This window comes from Pseudomonas wadenswilerensis (assembly GCF_900497695.1).
GTDB classification, from domain to species: Bacteria; Pseudomonadota; Gammaproteobacteria; order Pseudomonadales; family Pseudomonadaceae; genus Aquipseudomonas; species Aquipseudomonas wadenswilerensis.
On sequence record NZ_UIDD01000008.1, the window covers coordinates 290,344 to 306,152 of the forward strand.

The following is a 15,809-nucleotide window of genomic DNA, read 5'->3' on the forward strand; positions in this document are numbered from 1 at the left end:
ATGATCCTAGTCGCTGGCTGGAAAAACACAAATTCGATCTTTTATATTTTTTCGAGCTTTAAACTTTACTGCTGATACCTTTTACAAATAACCATCGCAATGCTAAAACTGGCTATGCTCAAGCTCGTTACCTGCGCAATGGATGGCGCCACAGGTCGACCGTTAACGCCTATTCGCAGGGTTATTTGCACACGATGACTGCACCCGCCGCCGACGCCAGCTCCACCGCCGACCGCATCCTGTTTTTGCTCAAGACCCGTGGCGCGCTGAAAACCACCGACCTTGCCAGCTTGCTGGACATCACCTTTGAAGCCGCGCGCCAGCAGATCCAGAAGCTGCAGAGCGCCGAGCTGATCACTGGCATCAGTGCACCGGCCAAGGGCGCTGGCCGTCCTTCGCAGAAGTGGACCCTGACCGAAGCCGCGCAGCGGCGCTTCCCCGACTCCCACAGCGTGCTGACCCTGCAACTGATCGAGACGGTCGAACAGGTGTTCGGCCATGAAGGCGTCGACCAACTCATCACCCGCATGGAAACCGCCAACCGCAGCGAATACCTGCAGGCCTGCAGCCTGGCCGAAACGATCGAAGACAAGGTGCGGGTCCTGGTGCAACTGCGCGAACGCGCCGGCTACATGGCGGAAATGGTCGAGAGCGACAACGGCTGGCTGATCATCGAAAACCACTGCCCTATTTGTGTGGCGGCATCACGCTGCCAGGGGTTTTGCCGCTCAGAGTTGCAGATCTTCCAGTCGGTGTTTGGCGAGCAGGCGCTTGTCGAGCGCTGCGAACATCTGATATCAGGTGACCGACGCTGCGTGTACCGGGTTTCGCCGAGGACGGCGCCCGCGCAGTAACCCCCTAAGTCCTTAAGGAATGAGGCGCACATGAACCCGACCATCGAGCTGCTCGCCAGCCACCGCAGCGAGCGCAGTTTCCACAGCAGACCGATCAGCGACGACCTGCTTGACGCCATCCTCCAGGCGGCCCACCAGGCGCCGACTTCGTTCAATGCTCAGCATATTTCCGCGGTGGTGGTGCGCGATGCCGAGCGCCGCCGGCAAATCGCCGAGCTTGCCGGTGGGCAACCGTGGATTGCCGCGGCGCCGGTGTTCATCACCTTGGTAGTGGACTTCTACAAGACCGAACTGGCAGCGCGCCTGAGCGGTGACCAGCAGTGCATCCACCAACACCTGGAAGGCATGATTGCCGCCTGCACCGATGGCGGCATCATCCTCTCGATGCTGATGACCGCGGCGCGCTCGCTGGGTTTGGGCGTGGTGCCGGTGGGCGGCATTCGCGCCAACGCCAGCGGCATGATCGAGCTGCTCGGCTTGCCGGAAAAATCCTTTGCCCTGTGCGGGGTTGCGCTGGGTTACGTGCAACAGCCGGCGCTGCAAAAACCGCGTTTGCCCTTGGCTTCGTTTCGTCATGACGAGCGCTATGACGCCCAAGCGTTGCCGGCGGCGATCGAGGCATACGATGCTGCGCTGATGGAGCATTGGCAAGTTGCCGGGCGGGTTGAGGGGCAGAATTGGTCGGGCAGTATCGGTCGTTGCTATGCGCGCAATTATCGGCCGCAGCTCAAAGCGCAGTTGCTGGCCAACGGGTTGGCGGCGGACTGAACGGTCTCATCGCGGGTCAAGCCCGCTCCCACAGTGGATCTCTGTACGCCGGACTTGTGGGAGCTGGCCTTGCCAGCGATCGAGCGCGCAGCGGTCGCAATCCAGACACCACGTGATGTGCTGGCTGGACCGGCCTCATCGCTGGCAAGCCAGCTCCCACAGTGGATCTGTGTACGCCGGACCTGTGGGAGCCGGCCTTGCCGGCGATCGAGCGCGCAGCGGTCGCAATCCAGACACCACCTGATGTGCTGGCTGGACCGGCCTCATCGCTGGCAAGCCAGCTCCCACAGTGGATCTCTGTACGCCGGACTTGTGGGAGCTGGCCTTGCCGGCGATCGAGCGCGCAGCGGTCGCAATCCAGACACCACGTGATGTGCTGGCTGGACCGGCCTCATCGCTGGCAAGCCAGCTCCCACAATCGATCTCTGTACGCCGAACCTGTGGGAGCCGGCCTTGCCGGCGATCGAGCGCGCAGCGGTCGCAATCCAGACACCACCTGATGTGCTGGCTGGACCGGCCTCATCGCTGGCAAGCCAGCTCCCACAGTGGATCTGTGTACGCCGGACTTGTGGGAGCTGGCCTTGCCAGCGATCGAACGCGCAGCGGTCGCAATCCAGACACCACCTGATGTGCTGGCTGGACCGGCCTCATCGCTGGCAAGCCAGCTCCCACAGTGGATCTCTGTACGCCGGACTTGTGGGAGCTGGCCTTGCCAGCGATCGAGCGCGCAGCGGTCGCAATCCAGACACCACGTAATGTGCTGGCTGGACCGGCCTCATCGCTGGCAAGCCAGCTCCCACAGTGGATTTGTGTACGCCGGACTTGTGGGAGCTGGCCTTGCCGGCGATCGAGCGCGCAGCGGTCGCAATCCAGGCAACACTGAAGTGCTGACTGGACCGGCCTCATCGCTGGCAAGCCAGCTCCCACAGTGGATCTCTGTACGCCGGACCTGTGGGAGCCGGCCTTGCCGGCGATCGAGCGCGCAGCGGTCGCAATCCAGACACCACCTGATGTGCTGGCTGGACCGGCCTCATCGCTGGCAAGCCAGCTCCCACAGTGGATCTGTGTACGCCGGACTTGTGGGAGCTGGCCTTGCCAGCGATCGAGCGCGCAGCGGTCGCAATCCAGACACCACGTGATGTGCTGGCTGGACCGGCCTCATCGCTGGCAAGCCAGCTCCCACAATCGATCTCTGTACGCCGGACTTGTGGGAGCTGGCCTTGCCAGCGATCGAGCGCGCAGCGGTCGCAATCCAGACACCACGTGATGTGTTGGCTGGACCGGCCTCATCGCTGGCAAGCCAGCTCCCACAGTGGATCTCTGTACGCCGGACTTGTGGGAGCTGGCCTTGCCAGCGATCGAGCGCGCAGCGGTCGTAATCCAGGCAACACTGAAGTACTGACTGGGCCGGCCTCATCGCTGGCAAGCCAGCTCCCACAGTGGATCTCTGTACGCCGGACTTGTGGGAGCTGGCCTTGCCAGCGATTGAGCCCGCAGCGGTCGCAATCCAGGCAACACTGAAGTGCTGACTGACCGGCCTCATCGCTGGCAAGCCAGCTCCCACAATCGATCTCTGTACGCCGGACTTGTGGGAGCTGGCCTTGCCAGCGATCGAGCGCGCAGCGGTCGTAATCCAGGCAACACTGAAGTGCTGGCTGGACCGGCCTCATCGCTGGCAAGCCAGCTCCCACAGTGGATCTGTGTACGCCGGACCCGCGATGAGCCGATCACTGCACCCCACCACTGCCCCAGCCCAACGCCTTGTACAAGGCAATCGCATTCAGGTACGAAGCGGTCTCCGCCTCCGCCACTTCACGCTTGATCAAGAAGAACGCGCGCTGGTTTTCCAGCACGGCCATGTAGGTACCCGCCCCGCGCCGATAGCGCTTGGAGGCGATGTCGATGGCATCAGCGCCATGGGCCGCCGACTGCATCAGCGCGCCGAGGCGGGTCTGGTTGCGGGCCAGGCGAGTGACGGCGTTTTCCACTTCTTCGCGGGCCAGCAACAGTGACTGCTCATAGCGCGCCTGCGCTCCTTGCGATTGCGCCTCGGCAGCTCGCAAACGGGCTTTGGCATTGCCCAAGCGGAACGCCGGCCAGGTCACCGTTGGCGCCAGTTCGTAGGCCCGCGCCGCGCTGCCCAGGTCGCCGCTGCGCAAAGCAAAGAAGCCGATGAAGCCGCCCAGGTCCAGGCGCGGGTACAGCTCGGCGGTGGCCACGCCGACGTCTTCGCTGCTGGCCGCCAGTTGCCGTTCGGCACTGGCGACATCCGGGCGATTGTTGATCAGCGCGTTGACGTCGCCCAAAGGCAGTTGCCGCGCCAGCGGTGGCAAAAACCGTGCTTGCGCAGGCTCTTGGGCAAGGCTGGGCGCACGTCCGGTGAGTACATCCAGGCGGTACCCGGCCTCCTGGATCGATGCCTGCAACGGTGGCACCGCCGCTTCGCTGAGCAGCAGGTTGGCATGGGCACTTTGCTCGTCCTCGTACTGGCCGCTGCCGGCACGCACCTGGGCACTGGTGAGTTTCAGGGTTTCGCGCCAGGCCTGGACCTGGGCCTGCGCCACTTCAAGGCTGCGGCGCAAACCCTGTTGCTGGTAATAGGCCCGGGCGACTTCGGCGGCGATGCTCAGGCGCATCTGCTCAAGGTCCGCCCGCGCCGCCTCCGAGCGTGCCTCAGCCGCAGCGGTCAGGCGCTGCAAACGGCCGAACAGGTCGATCTCCCACTGCACGTCAAAACCTGCGCGATAGCTGCGCGAGAACATGCGCTGCGGCTCGCTGCCATCGGCCAGTTGCTGTTGCTCAAGGCTCTGGCTGAAGCCGGTGCGCGCGGTCACCCCTGGATATTGGTCCAGGTGCCGGTCATCGAACAGCGCCCGCGCCGCCAGCAGGTTGGCCTGGGCCTGGCGGATGTCGTGGTTGTGCTTGAGCGCGGTGTCGACCAGGTGATCGAGTTGCGGGTCATCGAAAAACGACCACCACTGCGCCGGCAACTGCGCACCCGCGGCAAACTGCTGCTGTTGCGGCGTGCTCAAGGGGATTGGCGCAGGGGTTGCCTTTTCATAGTCGGGGCCGACCTTGCAGCCCGCCACTGCCAGGCTCGAAAGCACACAGGCCAGGGCCAGGTTCGCTCTGTTCATCCTTCGCTCCTCAGCGCATCAGCCAGGGACACCGCACGCGGCGTGCGCGCAGCCACCGAGTGTTTGCGCGCCAACAGGCTGTACACCGTGGGCAGCACGAACAGGGTGAACAGGGTGCCGATCAACATGCCGCAGACAATCACCAGGCCCAGGCCGAAACGGCTGTTGGCCCCGGCGCCGGAGGCGAACAGCAAGGGGATCAGGCCTACCACCATGGCCGCAGTGGTCATCAGGATCGGCCGCAACCGAATCTGCGCCGCCTTGCTGATCGCCGCAGCACGGTCAAGCTGCTCTTCTTCCTGCAGGGTGTTGGCGAATTCAACCATGAGGATGCCGTGCTTGCTGATCAGGCCAATCAGGGTCACCAGGCCGATCTGGGTGTAGATGTTCACCGTCGCATAGCCCAGTGCCAGCGGAATCAGCGCACCACTGATCGACAGCGGCACGGTGATGAGGATGATCAGCGGGTCGATCAGACTTTCGTACTGCGCCGCCAGCACCAGGTAGATGACGATCACCGCCGCCAGGAATGCCAGCATCAGCGCACTGCCCTCCTGGGTGTACTGACGCGCATCGGACTGCCAGTCATAGCTGAAGCCGGCCGGCAATGATGCCGCCACCTGGTCGAGAAACGCTACCGCATCGCCCAGGGTCACCCCGGCCGCCGGAATGCCCTGAAAGGTCGCGGCGTTCTGCTGGTTGAACTGGGTCAGTTTGTTCGGCTCGACCTGCTCGGACACCTGCACCACCGTCGACAGCGGCACCAGGGTGCCGTCTTCGCTGCGCACGTACTGGCGGGTCAGGGTTTGCGCGGTCAGGCGCTGGCTGCGCGGGCTCTGTGCGATCACGTCGTAGGAGCGCCCTTCCAGGCCGAAGCGGTTCAGGTAGTTCTCCCCCACCAGCACCGCCAGCGACTCGCCGATGTCCTGCATGCGAATGCCCATGCTATTGGCCTTGGCCCGGTCGACCCGCACCTGGACCACCGGGTTGTTGTAGTCCAGGTCGCTGTCGACCACAGCGAACAGACCACTGTCTCGGGCCTTCTGCTTGATCTCCTCCATGGTCTGGTACAGCACCTGATAATCCTGGGAACTGCGCAGCACCAGTTGCACCGGCAAGCCACCGGTGGAACCCGGCAAGGCCGGCAGCTGGAAGGCGAAGATGCTGGTGCCTTCGACATCGTTGACCGCCGCCTGCAAGTCGACCTGGATCTGCGCAGCGGTACGCTCCCGTTCGTCCCACAACGACAGGTTGATGCCGCCGATGCCCGAGGCCAGGCCGTCGCTGCCGTTGATGATCCAGGTGCTGACGGTTTCCGGCAGACGGTTGTAGACCTGGTCGAGCTTGTCGGCAAAGCGCTCGACGTACTCGAGGTTGGCGTGCTGCGGTGCCTTGATCGCGGTCAGCAGCCCGGCCTGGTCTTCGGTCGGTGCCAATTCGCGCTGGGGCAAGCCGTACAGCCAGGGCAAGCTGAGCAGCACCAGCAAGGCAAAACCCACGCTCAGCCAGCGCCGTGCCAGGGAGAACTCCAGCGCCCGGCTGTAGCGCGTTGCCAGGGCGTCGAAGAAGCGGTTGGCGGCATGGGCCATGCGCCCTTCCGACTGTTTGGACTGCAACAGGAACGAGCTCATCACGGGCGACAGGGTCAGGGCCACCACCCCGGAGACCACCACCGCCCCGGCCAGGGTCAGGGCAAACTCGCGAAACAGCGCGCCGGTCAACCCGCCCATCATGCCGATCGGCGCGTACACCGCAGCCAGGGTGATGGTCATGGCAATCACCGGCCCGGCCACTTCCCGCGCCCCCACCAGGGCAGCGGCCACCGGAGTCTTACCCTCCTCGATATGGCGGTGGACGTTCTCCACCACGACGATGGCATCGTCCACCACCAGGCCAACGGCCAGGACCATGGCCAGCAAGGTCAACAAGTTGAGGCTGAAGCCAAACATCAGCATCAGTGCCGCCGCGCCAAGCATCGACAGCGGAATGGTCACCACCGGAATCAGCACCGTACGCAGCGAACCCAGGCACAGGTAGATGACGATCACCACGATCAGCAGCGCTTCGAGCAGGGTCTTGGTCACCTCGTCGATGGACGCCTGGATGAAGCGCGCGGTCTCGAACGCCAGCTCGGCCTTGACGTCCGGCGGCAGGGTCTTGCGGATGTCCGGCAGCACCTTGCGGATACCGTCGACGATCACCAACGGGTTGCCGCCGGGGGTCGGAAACAGGCCCAGGTGCACGGCGCGCACGCCATCCATGGAGGCGCTGGTTTCCACCGAGGCGGCGCCCAGCTCGACGGTGCCGACATCCTTGATGCGCACCAGGCCATTGCCGTCGTTGCGGATCACCAGCTCGCGAAATTCGCCGACGCTGGTCAGGTCGGTGTTGACCCGAATGTTGGAGACCACGAACTGGCCTTTGACCTTGCCGGGCGCTGCCTGGTAGTTGTTGCGCCTGACTGCCTCGGCGACATCCGCAGCCGTCAGGCCGCGTGCAGCCAGGCGCGCCGGGTCGATCCACAGACGCATCGACAGGGTCTGGCCACCAAACACCTGAACCTTGGCCACACCGTCGATGGTGGTCAGGATCGGCTCGACCACCCGCGCCAGGTAGTCGGTCATCGCCGGAGTCGACAGGCTGTTGCTGGCAAAGCCGATATAGGCCACCGCCGTCGACTCGCCGGACGAGCGTTCGATCACCGGGTCATAGGCCTGCTCGGGCAGGCGAAAGCGCACCTGGTTGACCTTGGCCATGACTTCGGTCAGCGCCTGGGTCGAATCGCGGTTGAGCTCCATGCGTACGGTGACCAGGCTGCGGCCCTGCACCGAGGACGACGACAGGTAGTCGATGCCCTCGACCGACGACACCGCCTGGGCGATCGGCTGGGTGACGAAGCCCTGCATCAGCTCGGCCGAGGCGCCGGGGTATTCGGTGGTGACGGTGATGGTGGAACTTTCCAGCATCGGGTATTGGCGGATCGGCAACTGGCGCAGGGAGAGGATGCCCAGCAGCAGGATAAGGATGCTGACCACCAGCGCCAGCACCGGCCGACGCACGAACAGATCGGTGAATTTCATCGGAAGGTCTCTGGGCGATCGGTCAGGAGCCGGACAGCGCCGGGGCTTGCAGGGTGTCTGCGGTGGCTTCCACCGCTACCCCGTCACTGAGCTTGAGCTGGCCGGAGGTCACCACCTGGTCGGCCTCGTCCAGCCCTTCGAGGATGATCACCCGGCCGTCCTGGCGCTCGCCGATCTTCACCGGCACCCGTTGCACCACCAGCGCCTGTTGCTGTTCGTCATGGCGGGCGAGGAACACCGTGTCGCCATAGGCGGTGTAGGTCACGGCGGTTTCCGGCACGCTGAGGATCTCGGCCACCTGCGGGTCGGCGACCTTGACGCTGGCATACATGCCGGCCTTGAGCAGCGCATCGGCGTTGTCCAGGGTGGCCTGCACCTGCACCGTGCGCGAACGGCCGATCAATGGGTCAATGGCGGTGATGCGCGCCGGGAATGTTCGCTCGGGATAGGCATCGAGCAGCACCTCGACCGGCTGCCCGGGCTTGAGGTGGATGCTCAGTTGCTCGTCGAGGGAGAAGTTCACATACAAGGTGCGGGTGTCGATCAGGCTGACGATGGCATCGCCGACATTCAGGTACTGGCCTTCGTTGACCTTGCGAATGCCCAGCACGCCGTCGAAGGGCGCGCGGATGGTCTTCTGCGCGATTACCGCCTCGGTGTGCGCCAGTTCGCCGCTGGCCATGTCGCGGGCGGCCAGGGCGTTGTCGAGCTGCTCCTGGGTGGCGGCGTTTTCCGCCACCAGCTCACGGACCCGGCGGTGGTTGATCTGCGCATTGTGCAACTGCGCCTGCAGGCGAATGCGTTCGGCCTGCTCGGGGGCGTCGTTGAGGGTGATCAGCACATCGCCACGGCGCACCTTTTGCCCGGAGACGAAGTTGATCCGCGTCACCCGCCCGCCGATCTCAGCCGAGACCAGCACCTGGCGCGCCGCCTCAAGCTCGCCGACCCCGGCGAAAAAACCGTTGGCCGGGCCACGCTGCACCGTGCCCAATGCCACCTTGATAAGCGACCTGGCCGGCGGCGCCGAAGCCTGTGCGCCATGCGGTTGTTGCCAGACCACCAGCAACGCTATTGCTGCGCCCACCAGTACGGTGCCGAGCGCGAGGTTCTTCCTGTTCATCCATCACTCCCTGTGAGGCTGGCCTCAGGCCCACTGCACGTTGAACACCACGAAGGCCAGCAGGGCCCAGAGCACCAGTACCAGATGGGTCAGTTGCAAGCCTTCCTGGCGAATCCAGTAGCCGAACCACAACCCGCCCAGGAGCATGGCGAAGGAAAAACCGAGAAACGCGCTCAGGGCCAGGTTCAGCCAGGGCCGCGCTGACTCGAGCCCGGTACCGATCAACAGGACGTAGGTGCCGATCAGGGCCGCGACCGCCGCGACCACCTGCAGTACCAGCACCACCAGCAAGGCGATGCGGTGGGCAGCAGTGGAGTGCAGGGCCCGGGACAACAGCGGAATATCGATGGCCGGTGCCTGGCGTAACGGAGCCATGGCCATGGTCGCGCCAACCGCGCCGAGGGAAGCGCGAAACGCCTGCAGGTTGTTGAGTACCGCGATGCCGAGCCAGAGGCTCAGGCCAATGGCCTGAACGGCCTGGAACAGCCAGAGGGAAGTGTGCAAATCCATTTGAACGTCCGTGGTGGTTGAGCGCAATAACACAAGAAAACACTTGGATATTAGAGCCGTGCCTGCCAATGCACAACCCACAGAACGCTAACCACCCTGCTCAGGTAAAACATTGTCGGCGGTCATGCTTTGCCGACGCAGGCTTGCGAAGCCCTGCCCCGAGCACTGAATTGATCACCTTCATCCATCGCGACGGATGGGTGCAGCAAAGTCGACACCTTCACTTGACTGTATTTGTATATACATGCTCATATCTGTTTCAGTCGCCCACCTGCGTTCGGCTGGCGACCCGACCGCGACAACACAACAATAGGCGGAGATCCCGAGCAATGACCCAGGCCAATGCCTCGCGCAGCAAGCCCCTGATCGAGCGGCGCTCGATCGACTACATCCCGGAAAACGAACGACACGGACGCCTCTACAGCCAGTTCACCCTGTGGCTGGGCGCCAACCTGCAAATCACCGCAATCGTCACCGGGGCCCTGGCCGTGGTGCTTGGTGGCGATGTGTTCTGGTCGCTGATCGGCCTGCTGCTCGGCCAACTGGTCGGTGGCGCGGTCATGGCCCTGCACGCCGCCCAGGGGCCGAAACTCGGCCTGCCGCAGATGATCTCCAGCCGCGTGCAGTTCGGTGTGTATGGCGCGGCCATCCCGATTGCCCTGGTGTGCCTGATGTACCTGGGCTTCACCGCCACCGGCACAGTGCTTTCGGGCCAGGCCATCGGCCAGTTGCTGAGTGTCAGTGACAGCGCCGGCATCCTGATCTTCGCCGGGGTCATCGTCCTCGCCACGGTGTTCGGCTACCGCATGATCCACTGGATCGGCCGGGTCGCCAGCGTGCTGGGGATCATCGCCTTCGTCTACCTGTTCAGCCGCATCATGGTCATCAGCGACATCAGCCAGTTGCTGGAGAACCGCCACTTCACCTGGGCCTCGTTCCTGCTCGCAGTGTCGCTGTCGGCGTCCTGGCAAATTTCCTTCGGCCCGTATGTCGCCGACTACTCGCGCTACCTGCCGAGCAACACCTCATCGTTCAAGACCTTCCTCGCCGCGGGCCTGGGCTCGGTGGTCGGCGCCCAGGCGTCGATGGTGCTCGGGGTGTTTGCCGCAGCGATTGCCAACGGCCAGTTCTCCGGCCGTGAAGTGGCCTACATCGTTGGCCTGGGCGGTACCGGCGCCACCGCCGCGCTGCTGTACTTCAGCGTCGCCTTCGGCAAGGTGACCATCTCCACCCTCAACTCCTACGGCAGCTTCATGTGCATCGCCACCATCATCAGTGGCTTTCGCGGGCACATCGAAGTGACCCGGCGCCAGCGCCTGTTCTTCGTCCTGGCCATTGTCGGTGCCTCGACCCTGATCGCCCTGCTCGGCCAGCATTCGTTCCTGGCTGCGTTCAAGTCGTTCATCCTGTTCCTGCTGACTTTCTTCGTGCCCTGGAGTGCGGTCAACCTGGTGGACTACTACTTCATCACCAAGGAGCGCTACGACGTGCCGGCACTGGGTAATCCCAACGGCCGCTACGGGCGCTGGAACATGCCCGGCATCATCGTCTACACCATTGGCGTGCTGGTGCAGATGCCGTTCATTTCCACCAAGCTCTACACCGGTCCCATGGTTGCCCATCTGGGCGGCGTCGACCTGTCGTGGATCATCGGCCTGGTGGTGCCGAGCGTGCTGTATTACCTGGTTGCACGGCGCAAGGCCGCCGATGCCCCGGCGCAGATGATCCTGCCGCAAAGCAGCCAATCCTGAAACAAAAAGGCCGAGCCCCGTCGCCGGGGCTCGGCCTGTTTTTGTTCCTGTCCTTCATAGCTTGGCGATCGATACCTCGGTGGATTTGACGAAGGCAATCACTTCACTGCCGACCCGCAGTTCCAGCTCGTGCACCGAGCGGGTGGTGATCACCGAGGTGACGATGCCAGCGGAGGTCTGCACATCGATTTCCGAGACCACCGGGCCTTCGATGATCTCCTTGACCGTGCCTTTGAACTGATTGCGTACGTTGATCGCCTTGATGGTCATGCGCTGCTTCCTCGTCCTGGGGTGCACTGCCGCGCAGTGCTTGAGGTGCAGAGTGCGCCTGGGCAGATAAAATTAAAAAGAATAAATACTTACGAATATAGAACCAAAAGAAATATAAAAATCGTCATATAGAAAGATCCATAAGTTATTTATTTTCAGTTTTTTAGATCCTTTAGCATCGGTGCCACCCTCATAGAGCAAGTGAGCGCCACCTTTGCACAGCACTCCATCGACCCCTCTGCAAATCGCGCGGGAACTGGCCAGTGAGTTCGCCCGCACCGCAGTCGAGCGCGACCGCCAGGGCGGCACGCCCAAGGCCGAGCGCGATGCCATCCGCAACAGCGGCCTGCTGGCCTTGAGCATCCCCCGCGACTTCGGCGGGCTGGGCGCCAGCTGGACGCAAACCTTCGACGTGGTCCGTGAATTCGCCCGTGTCGACAGCTCGCTGGCCCACGTGTTCGGCTTTCATCACCTGATGCTCGCCACCGTGCGTCTGTTTGCCACCCCGGCGCAGTGGCAGCCGTGGTTCGAACTGACCGCGCGCAAGAGCTGGTTCTGGGGCAACGCCCTCAACCCGCTGGACACCCGCACGGTGGTCAAGGACCGCGGCAGCTTTCGTGAATTCTCCGGCAAAAAGAGCTTCTGCTCCGGCGCCAGCGATTCGGAAATGCTCATCGCCTCGGCGGTGGACGAAAGCGCGGGCGGCAAGCTGTTGATCGCGGCGATTCCCAGCGGCCGCACCGGTATCACCCTGCACAACGACTGGCACAACATGGGTCAGCGCCAGACCGACAGTGGCAGCGCCACCTTCGAACGGGTCCGGGTGGAAGAAAGCGACCTGCTGCTTGAGCCCGGCCCCTTGAGCACGCCGTTCGCCTGTCTGCGGCCGCTGATTGCCCAGCTGCATTTCGCCAATATCTTCCTTGGCATCGCCGAAGGCGCCTTCGACGAGGCCCGGCATTACGCCTTGCGCGAATCGCGGCCATGGTTCAAGTCACCCGCCGAGCAGAGCAGCGCCGACCCTTACGTGCTCAACCATTTCGGCGACTTCTGGGTGCGCCTGCAGGGCGCACGTTTGTTGGTCGAGCAGGCCGCCCTCGAGCTGGACCAGGCCTGGGGCAGGGGCGCGGCGTTGAGTGCCGAACAACGCGGGCGCCTGGCCGTAACCATTGCCACCGCCAAGGTTGCCGCCAGCCGTGATGGCCTGGAGATTTGCAGCAAGGTGTTTGAAGTCACCGGTGCCCGCGCCACCCAGGCCTCGGTGGGCCTCGACCGGCACTGGCGCAACCTGCGCACCCAGAGCCTGCACGACCCGCTCGACTACAAGCTGCACGAACTCGGTGAATGGGCCCTGCGTGGGCAATTGCCGACTCCGACCTTCTACTCATAGTGTGACCGCCATGCAATTGTTGACCCTACCGCCCTCCCCGGCCCTGGCCACCTCGATCCGCGCCACTGCGCAAGTGTTTGAAGACCCCAAGTCGCGGGCCTTGCTGGCGCACCTGCAGCGGGTTGCGCCGAGTGAAGCCAGCGTACTGATCATCGGCGAAACCGGCACCGGCAAAGAGCTGGTGGCCCGCCACATCCACAACTTGAGCGGCCGGCGCGACAAGCCTTTCGTGGCGGTCAACTGCGGGGCGTTTTCCGAATCGCTGGTCGAGGCCGAGCTGTTCGGTCACGAAAAAGGCGCATTCACCGGCGCCCTCAGCTCCAAGGCCGGCTGGTTCGAAGAAGCCAACGGCGGCACCCTGTTCCTCGACGAGATCGGCGACTTGCCGATGCCGATCCAGGTCAAGCTGCTGCGCGTGTTGCAAGAGCGCGAAGTGGTGCGCCTGGGCTCGCGCAAGAGCATCCCCATCGATGTGCGGGTGCTGGCGGCGACCAACGTGCAGCTGGAAAAAGCCATCAACGCCGGGCATTTTCGCGAAGACCTGTACTACCGTCTCGACGTGGTCAGCCTGGAGCTGGTGCCGCTGCGCGAACGCCCGGGCGACATCCTGCCGTTGACCCGCCACTTCATCCAGGCCTACAGCCAGCGCCTGGGCTATGGCGAGGTCAGCCTCAGCAGCGAGGCCGAAGCCAAGCTGCGCGGCTATGGCTGGCCGGGCAATATTCGCGAGCTGGAAAACGTCATCCATCACACCTTGTTGATCTGCCGCGACGGCGTGATCCGCCAGGAGGACCTGCGCCTGTCGAACATGCGCATCGAACGCGCCGACGACAGCCCCGGCAGTGATGACTCGGCTGAGGGGCTGCTGGAGCGGGCCTTCCAGAAACTCTTCGAGCAGCCCGGCGGCGCCTTGCACGAGAAGGTCGAGGATGCGCTGTTGCGGGCGGCGTATCGGTTCAGTCATTACAACCAGGTGCATACGGCGAACCTGCTCGGGCTGAGTCGCAACGTCACCCGTACCCGGTTGATCAAGATGGGCGAGCTGGCGGTGAATCGCAGGCAGCCTGCGGGGAATACCCAGGGCGAGCGGGTGCTGAATCTGTCCATCTAGTGGACTCATCGCGGGTCAAGCCCGCTCCCACAGGTCTTGCACCTCTCACAGAAATTGCAGCCAGCAATTAATTTAGCCATTGACGAATATTTAGCTTACAGCTAAATATTAGCTCAAGCCCACATTCATTTCAGAGAGGGCCCACATCCAAAACCGAAGGAGAAACACATGAGCGTCAACATCGACCGACTCACCATCACCACCCCGGTGCCCAAGTCCAGCACCGACCCCACCGCCCTGGAATTGACCGGTGCCCAGGCGCTTGAACAACTGCCACAGGTCATCGCCACCTTGAGCGACGGCTCGGTCCGCTTCACCGCCCCGACCAAGGGCGCCTCAAGCAAAAGCACTCACCGCACCCGCTGCGAATGGAAAGAACCCACCTACTGGTCACTCAGCAGCGCCGCCAAACACCACAACCACCAGACCATGACCCTGAGCAAGGTCAACTCGGCGCAGAAGGTGGTGATCTCCCAATTGCACGTCAAGAACGACGACAGCCCGGCGGTCAAGGTGTTCTGGAACAAGGGCAAGCTCACCTACGGCTTTCGCCAGAGCTACAACCAGGCTGCCCCGGCCAGCGTCACCCTGCTGGCCAACGTGCCGCTGGGCGCCGCGTTCGAGATCATCCTCGATGTCACCGCCCAAGGCGTGGTCACCCTCGTCGCTACCTGCAACGGCACTACCGGCAGCAGTGGCGCACTGCAGATGGACAGCAGCTGGAACAGCCGCACTTTCAACTTCCATGGCGGGGTCTACAACCAGATCGACTACAGCGACAGCACCCCCAGCACTGACGGTTCAATCTGCATCATCAACGCGCTGGCGCTGGGTCACCATTAAGCCCTGAGCTGCCCGCCAGGCGCTGCTCCAGCCATTGGCAGAAGCTCACAGTCAAGGCCTCCCCTTCACTGTTGCGGTGCACCAGCCATGCCCATTTGGGACCGCGCACGGTCTGCTCGGTCAGGGCCACCAGGCTGCCTTGCACACGAGCCTGCTCGGCCAGCAAGGCACTCACCAGCGCAATACCCAAGCCCTGGCTGGCAGCGTCGAGCAACTGCCCAGGGTCGGAAAAATTCAGGCCCTGCAGCTTCTGCCCTACGCCCTCGCCACCCTGGGTGTGCCAGTAGCTCCAGTCCATTTCCCGCTCGCCATGCAAAGTGGTCCGCTGCTGCACCTCTTGCGCCAGCAAGCGCGGGTGACAGGCCGGATACAAGCGATCCTGCAACAACACACGAAAGCCACAATCGGCCTGGGCGCTGATGTCGTCACGCACCGCGACGTCAATCGTCTGGGTGGTCATGTCGGGGATTTCATCGCTGGTGAACAGCCACAGGTCCACTTCCGGGTGCCGGCGATGGAAGTCGCCCAGGTGCGGCACCAGCCAGTGCCGGGCGAACGCCGGAGTAGTGTTGACCACCAGTTGGTTGGGTTTGCGGTACTGCTCCAGGCGGCGAATGCCTACGGTCAGTTGTTGCAGCATTACCTGAGTGGTGCTGAGCAGGTCATGGCCGGCATCGGTGAGCGACACACTGCGCCCTTCGCGAAAGAACAGCGGTTGCTCCAGGTAGTTTTCCAGGCTGCGGATCTGCTGGCTGATCGCCGACTGGGTCAGGTGCAACTCTTCGGCGGCCTTGTGAAAACTGCCCAGGCGCGCTGCCGCTTCAAAGCCGCGCAAGGTATTGAGGGGTGGCCAGTGTTTCAACATGATTGATAAGCCCAGCTAATCATATATCGGCAAAATCCATCGTTTGTTCAGGTGCAAAGCCCAGTTATAGCATGGACACCCAGGCAACAACGCTGAAAACAATTACTTAA

Annotated in this window: 12 protein-coding genes; 6 read left to right on the plus strand and 6 right to left on the minus strand. The window is 63.3% G+C overall.

Going from position 1 to position 15,809, the window contains the following annotated elements; all coding sequences use genetic code 11:
• The first annotated feature begins 194 nt into the window (after window positions 1-194).
• Window positions 195-854, plus strand: coding sequence for a helix-turn-helix transcriptional regulator (locus CCOS864_RS16815; RefSeq protein ID WP_115087478.1), 660 nt, complete (start codon window positions 195-197; stop codon window positions 852-854).
• A gap of 30 nt (window positions 855-884) precedes the next feature.
• Window positions 885-1,622: a nitroreductase family protein gene (locus CCOS864_RS16820; RefSeq protein WP_115087479.1), complete on the plus strand. Its 738-nt coding sequence runs from the start codon at window positions 885-887 to the stop codon at window positions 1,620-1,622.
• Window positions 1,623-3,349: 1,727 nt separating this feature from the next.
• Here the strand turns inward: CCOS864_RS16820 and CCOS864_RS16825 are convergent.
• From CCOS864_RS16825 to CCOS864_RS16840, 4 genes are read right to left on the minus strand one after another with little or no spacing between them, the layout of a single operon-like run.
• Window positions 3,350-4,759, minus strand: coding sequence for an efflux transporter outer membrane subunit (locus CCOS864_RS16825; RefSeq protein ID WP_115087480.1), 1,410 nt, complete (start codon window positions 4,757-4,759; stop codon window positions 3,350-3,352).
• Complete coding sequence (locus CCOS864_RS16830) at window positions 4,756-7,839, minus strand: MexW/MexI family multidrug efflux RND transporter permease subunit (protein WP_115087481.1); 3,084 nt, start codon at window positions 7,837-7,839, stop codon at window positions 4,756-4,758. Before CCOS864_RS16830 ends, CCOS864_RS16825 begins: the two co-directional genes overlap by 4 nt.
• Before the next feature lie 22 nt (window positions 7,840-7,861).
• Window positions 7,862-8,959 carry an efflux RND transporter periplasmic adaptor subunit gene (locus CCOS864_RS16835; RefSeq protein ID WP_115087482.1) on the minus strand — a complete coding sequence of 366 codons (1,098 nt, stop codon included), beginning with the start codon at window positions 8,957-8,959 and terminating at the stop codon, window positions 7,862-7,864.
• 24 nt (window positions 8,960-8,983) lie between these two features.
• Window positions 8,984-9,469, minus strand: coding sequence for a DUF2165 family protein (locus tag CCOS864_RS16840; protein WP_115087483.1), 486 nt, complete (start codon window positions 9,467-9,469; stop codon window positions 8,984-8,986).
• 329 nt (window positions 9,470-9,798) lie between these two features.
• Between CCOS864_RS16840 and CCOS864_RS16845 the strand changes: the two genes are divergently transcribed.
• Window positions 9,799-11,220: a purine-cytosine permease family protein gene (locus tag CCOS864_RS16845; protein WP_115087484.1), complete on the plus strand. Its 1,422-nt coding sequence runs from the start codon at window positions 9,799-9,801 to the stop codon at window positions 11,218-11,220.
• Window positions 11,221-11,274: 54 nt separating this feature from the next.
• Here the strand turns inward: CCOS864_RS16845 and CCOS864_RS16850 are convergent, their stop codons facing one another.
• Window positions 11,275-11,490, minus strand: coding sequence for a TOBE domain-containing protein (locus CCOS864_RS16850; RefSeq protein ID WP_010227092.1), 216 nt, complete (start codon window positions 11,488-11,490; stop codon window positions 11,275-11,277).
• Window positions 11,491-11,704: 214 nt separating this feature from the next.
• Here CCOS864_RS16850 and CCOS864_RS16855 point away from each other — a divergent pair, with 214 nt between their 5' ends.
• The 3 genes from CCOS864_RS16855 to CCOS864_RS16865 all read left to right on the plus strand — a co-directional run bounded on the left by CCOS864_RS16855 (window position 11,705) and on the right by CCOS864_RS16865 (window position 14,834).
• Complete coding sequence (locus CCOS864_RS16855; RefSeq protein WP_115087485.1) at window positions 11,705-12,880, plus strand: acyl-CoA dehydrogenase family protein; 1,176 nt, start codon at window positions 11,705-11,707, stop codon at window positions 12,878-12,880.
• A gap of 10 nt (window positions 12,881-12,890) precedes the next feature.
• Window positions 12,891-13,991, plus strand: coding sequence for a sigma-54 interaction domain-containing protein (locus CCOS864_RS16860; RefSeq protein WP_115087486.1), 1,101 nt, complete (start codon window positions 12,891-12,893; stop codon window positions 13,989-13,991).
• Between the two features lie 168 nt (window positions 13,992-14,159).
• Window positions 14,160-14,834, plus strand: a complete 675-nt coding sequence (locus CCOS864_RS16865) for a polysaccharide lyase family 7 protein (RefSeq protein WP_115087487.1) — start codon at window positions 14,160-14,162, stop codon at window positions 14,832-14,834.
• Here the strand turns inward: CCOS864_RS16865 and CCOS864_RS16870 are convergent.
• Complete coding sequence (locus CCOS864_RS16870) at window positions 14,806-15,699, minus strand: LysR substrate-binding domain-containing protein (protein ID WP_115087488.1); 894 nt, start codon at window positions 15,697-15,699, stop codon at window positions 14,806-14,808. The two genes, CCOS864_RS16865 and CCOS864_RS16870, sit on opposite strands and share 29 nt — an antisense overlap.
• Window positions 15,700-15,809 lie beyond the last annotated feature (110 nt).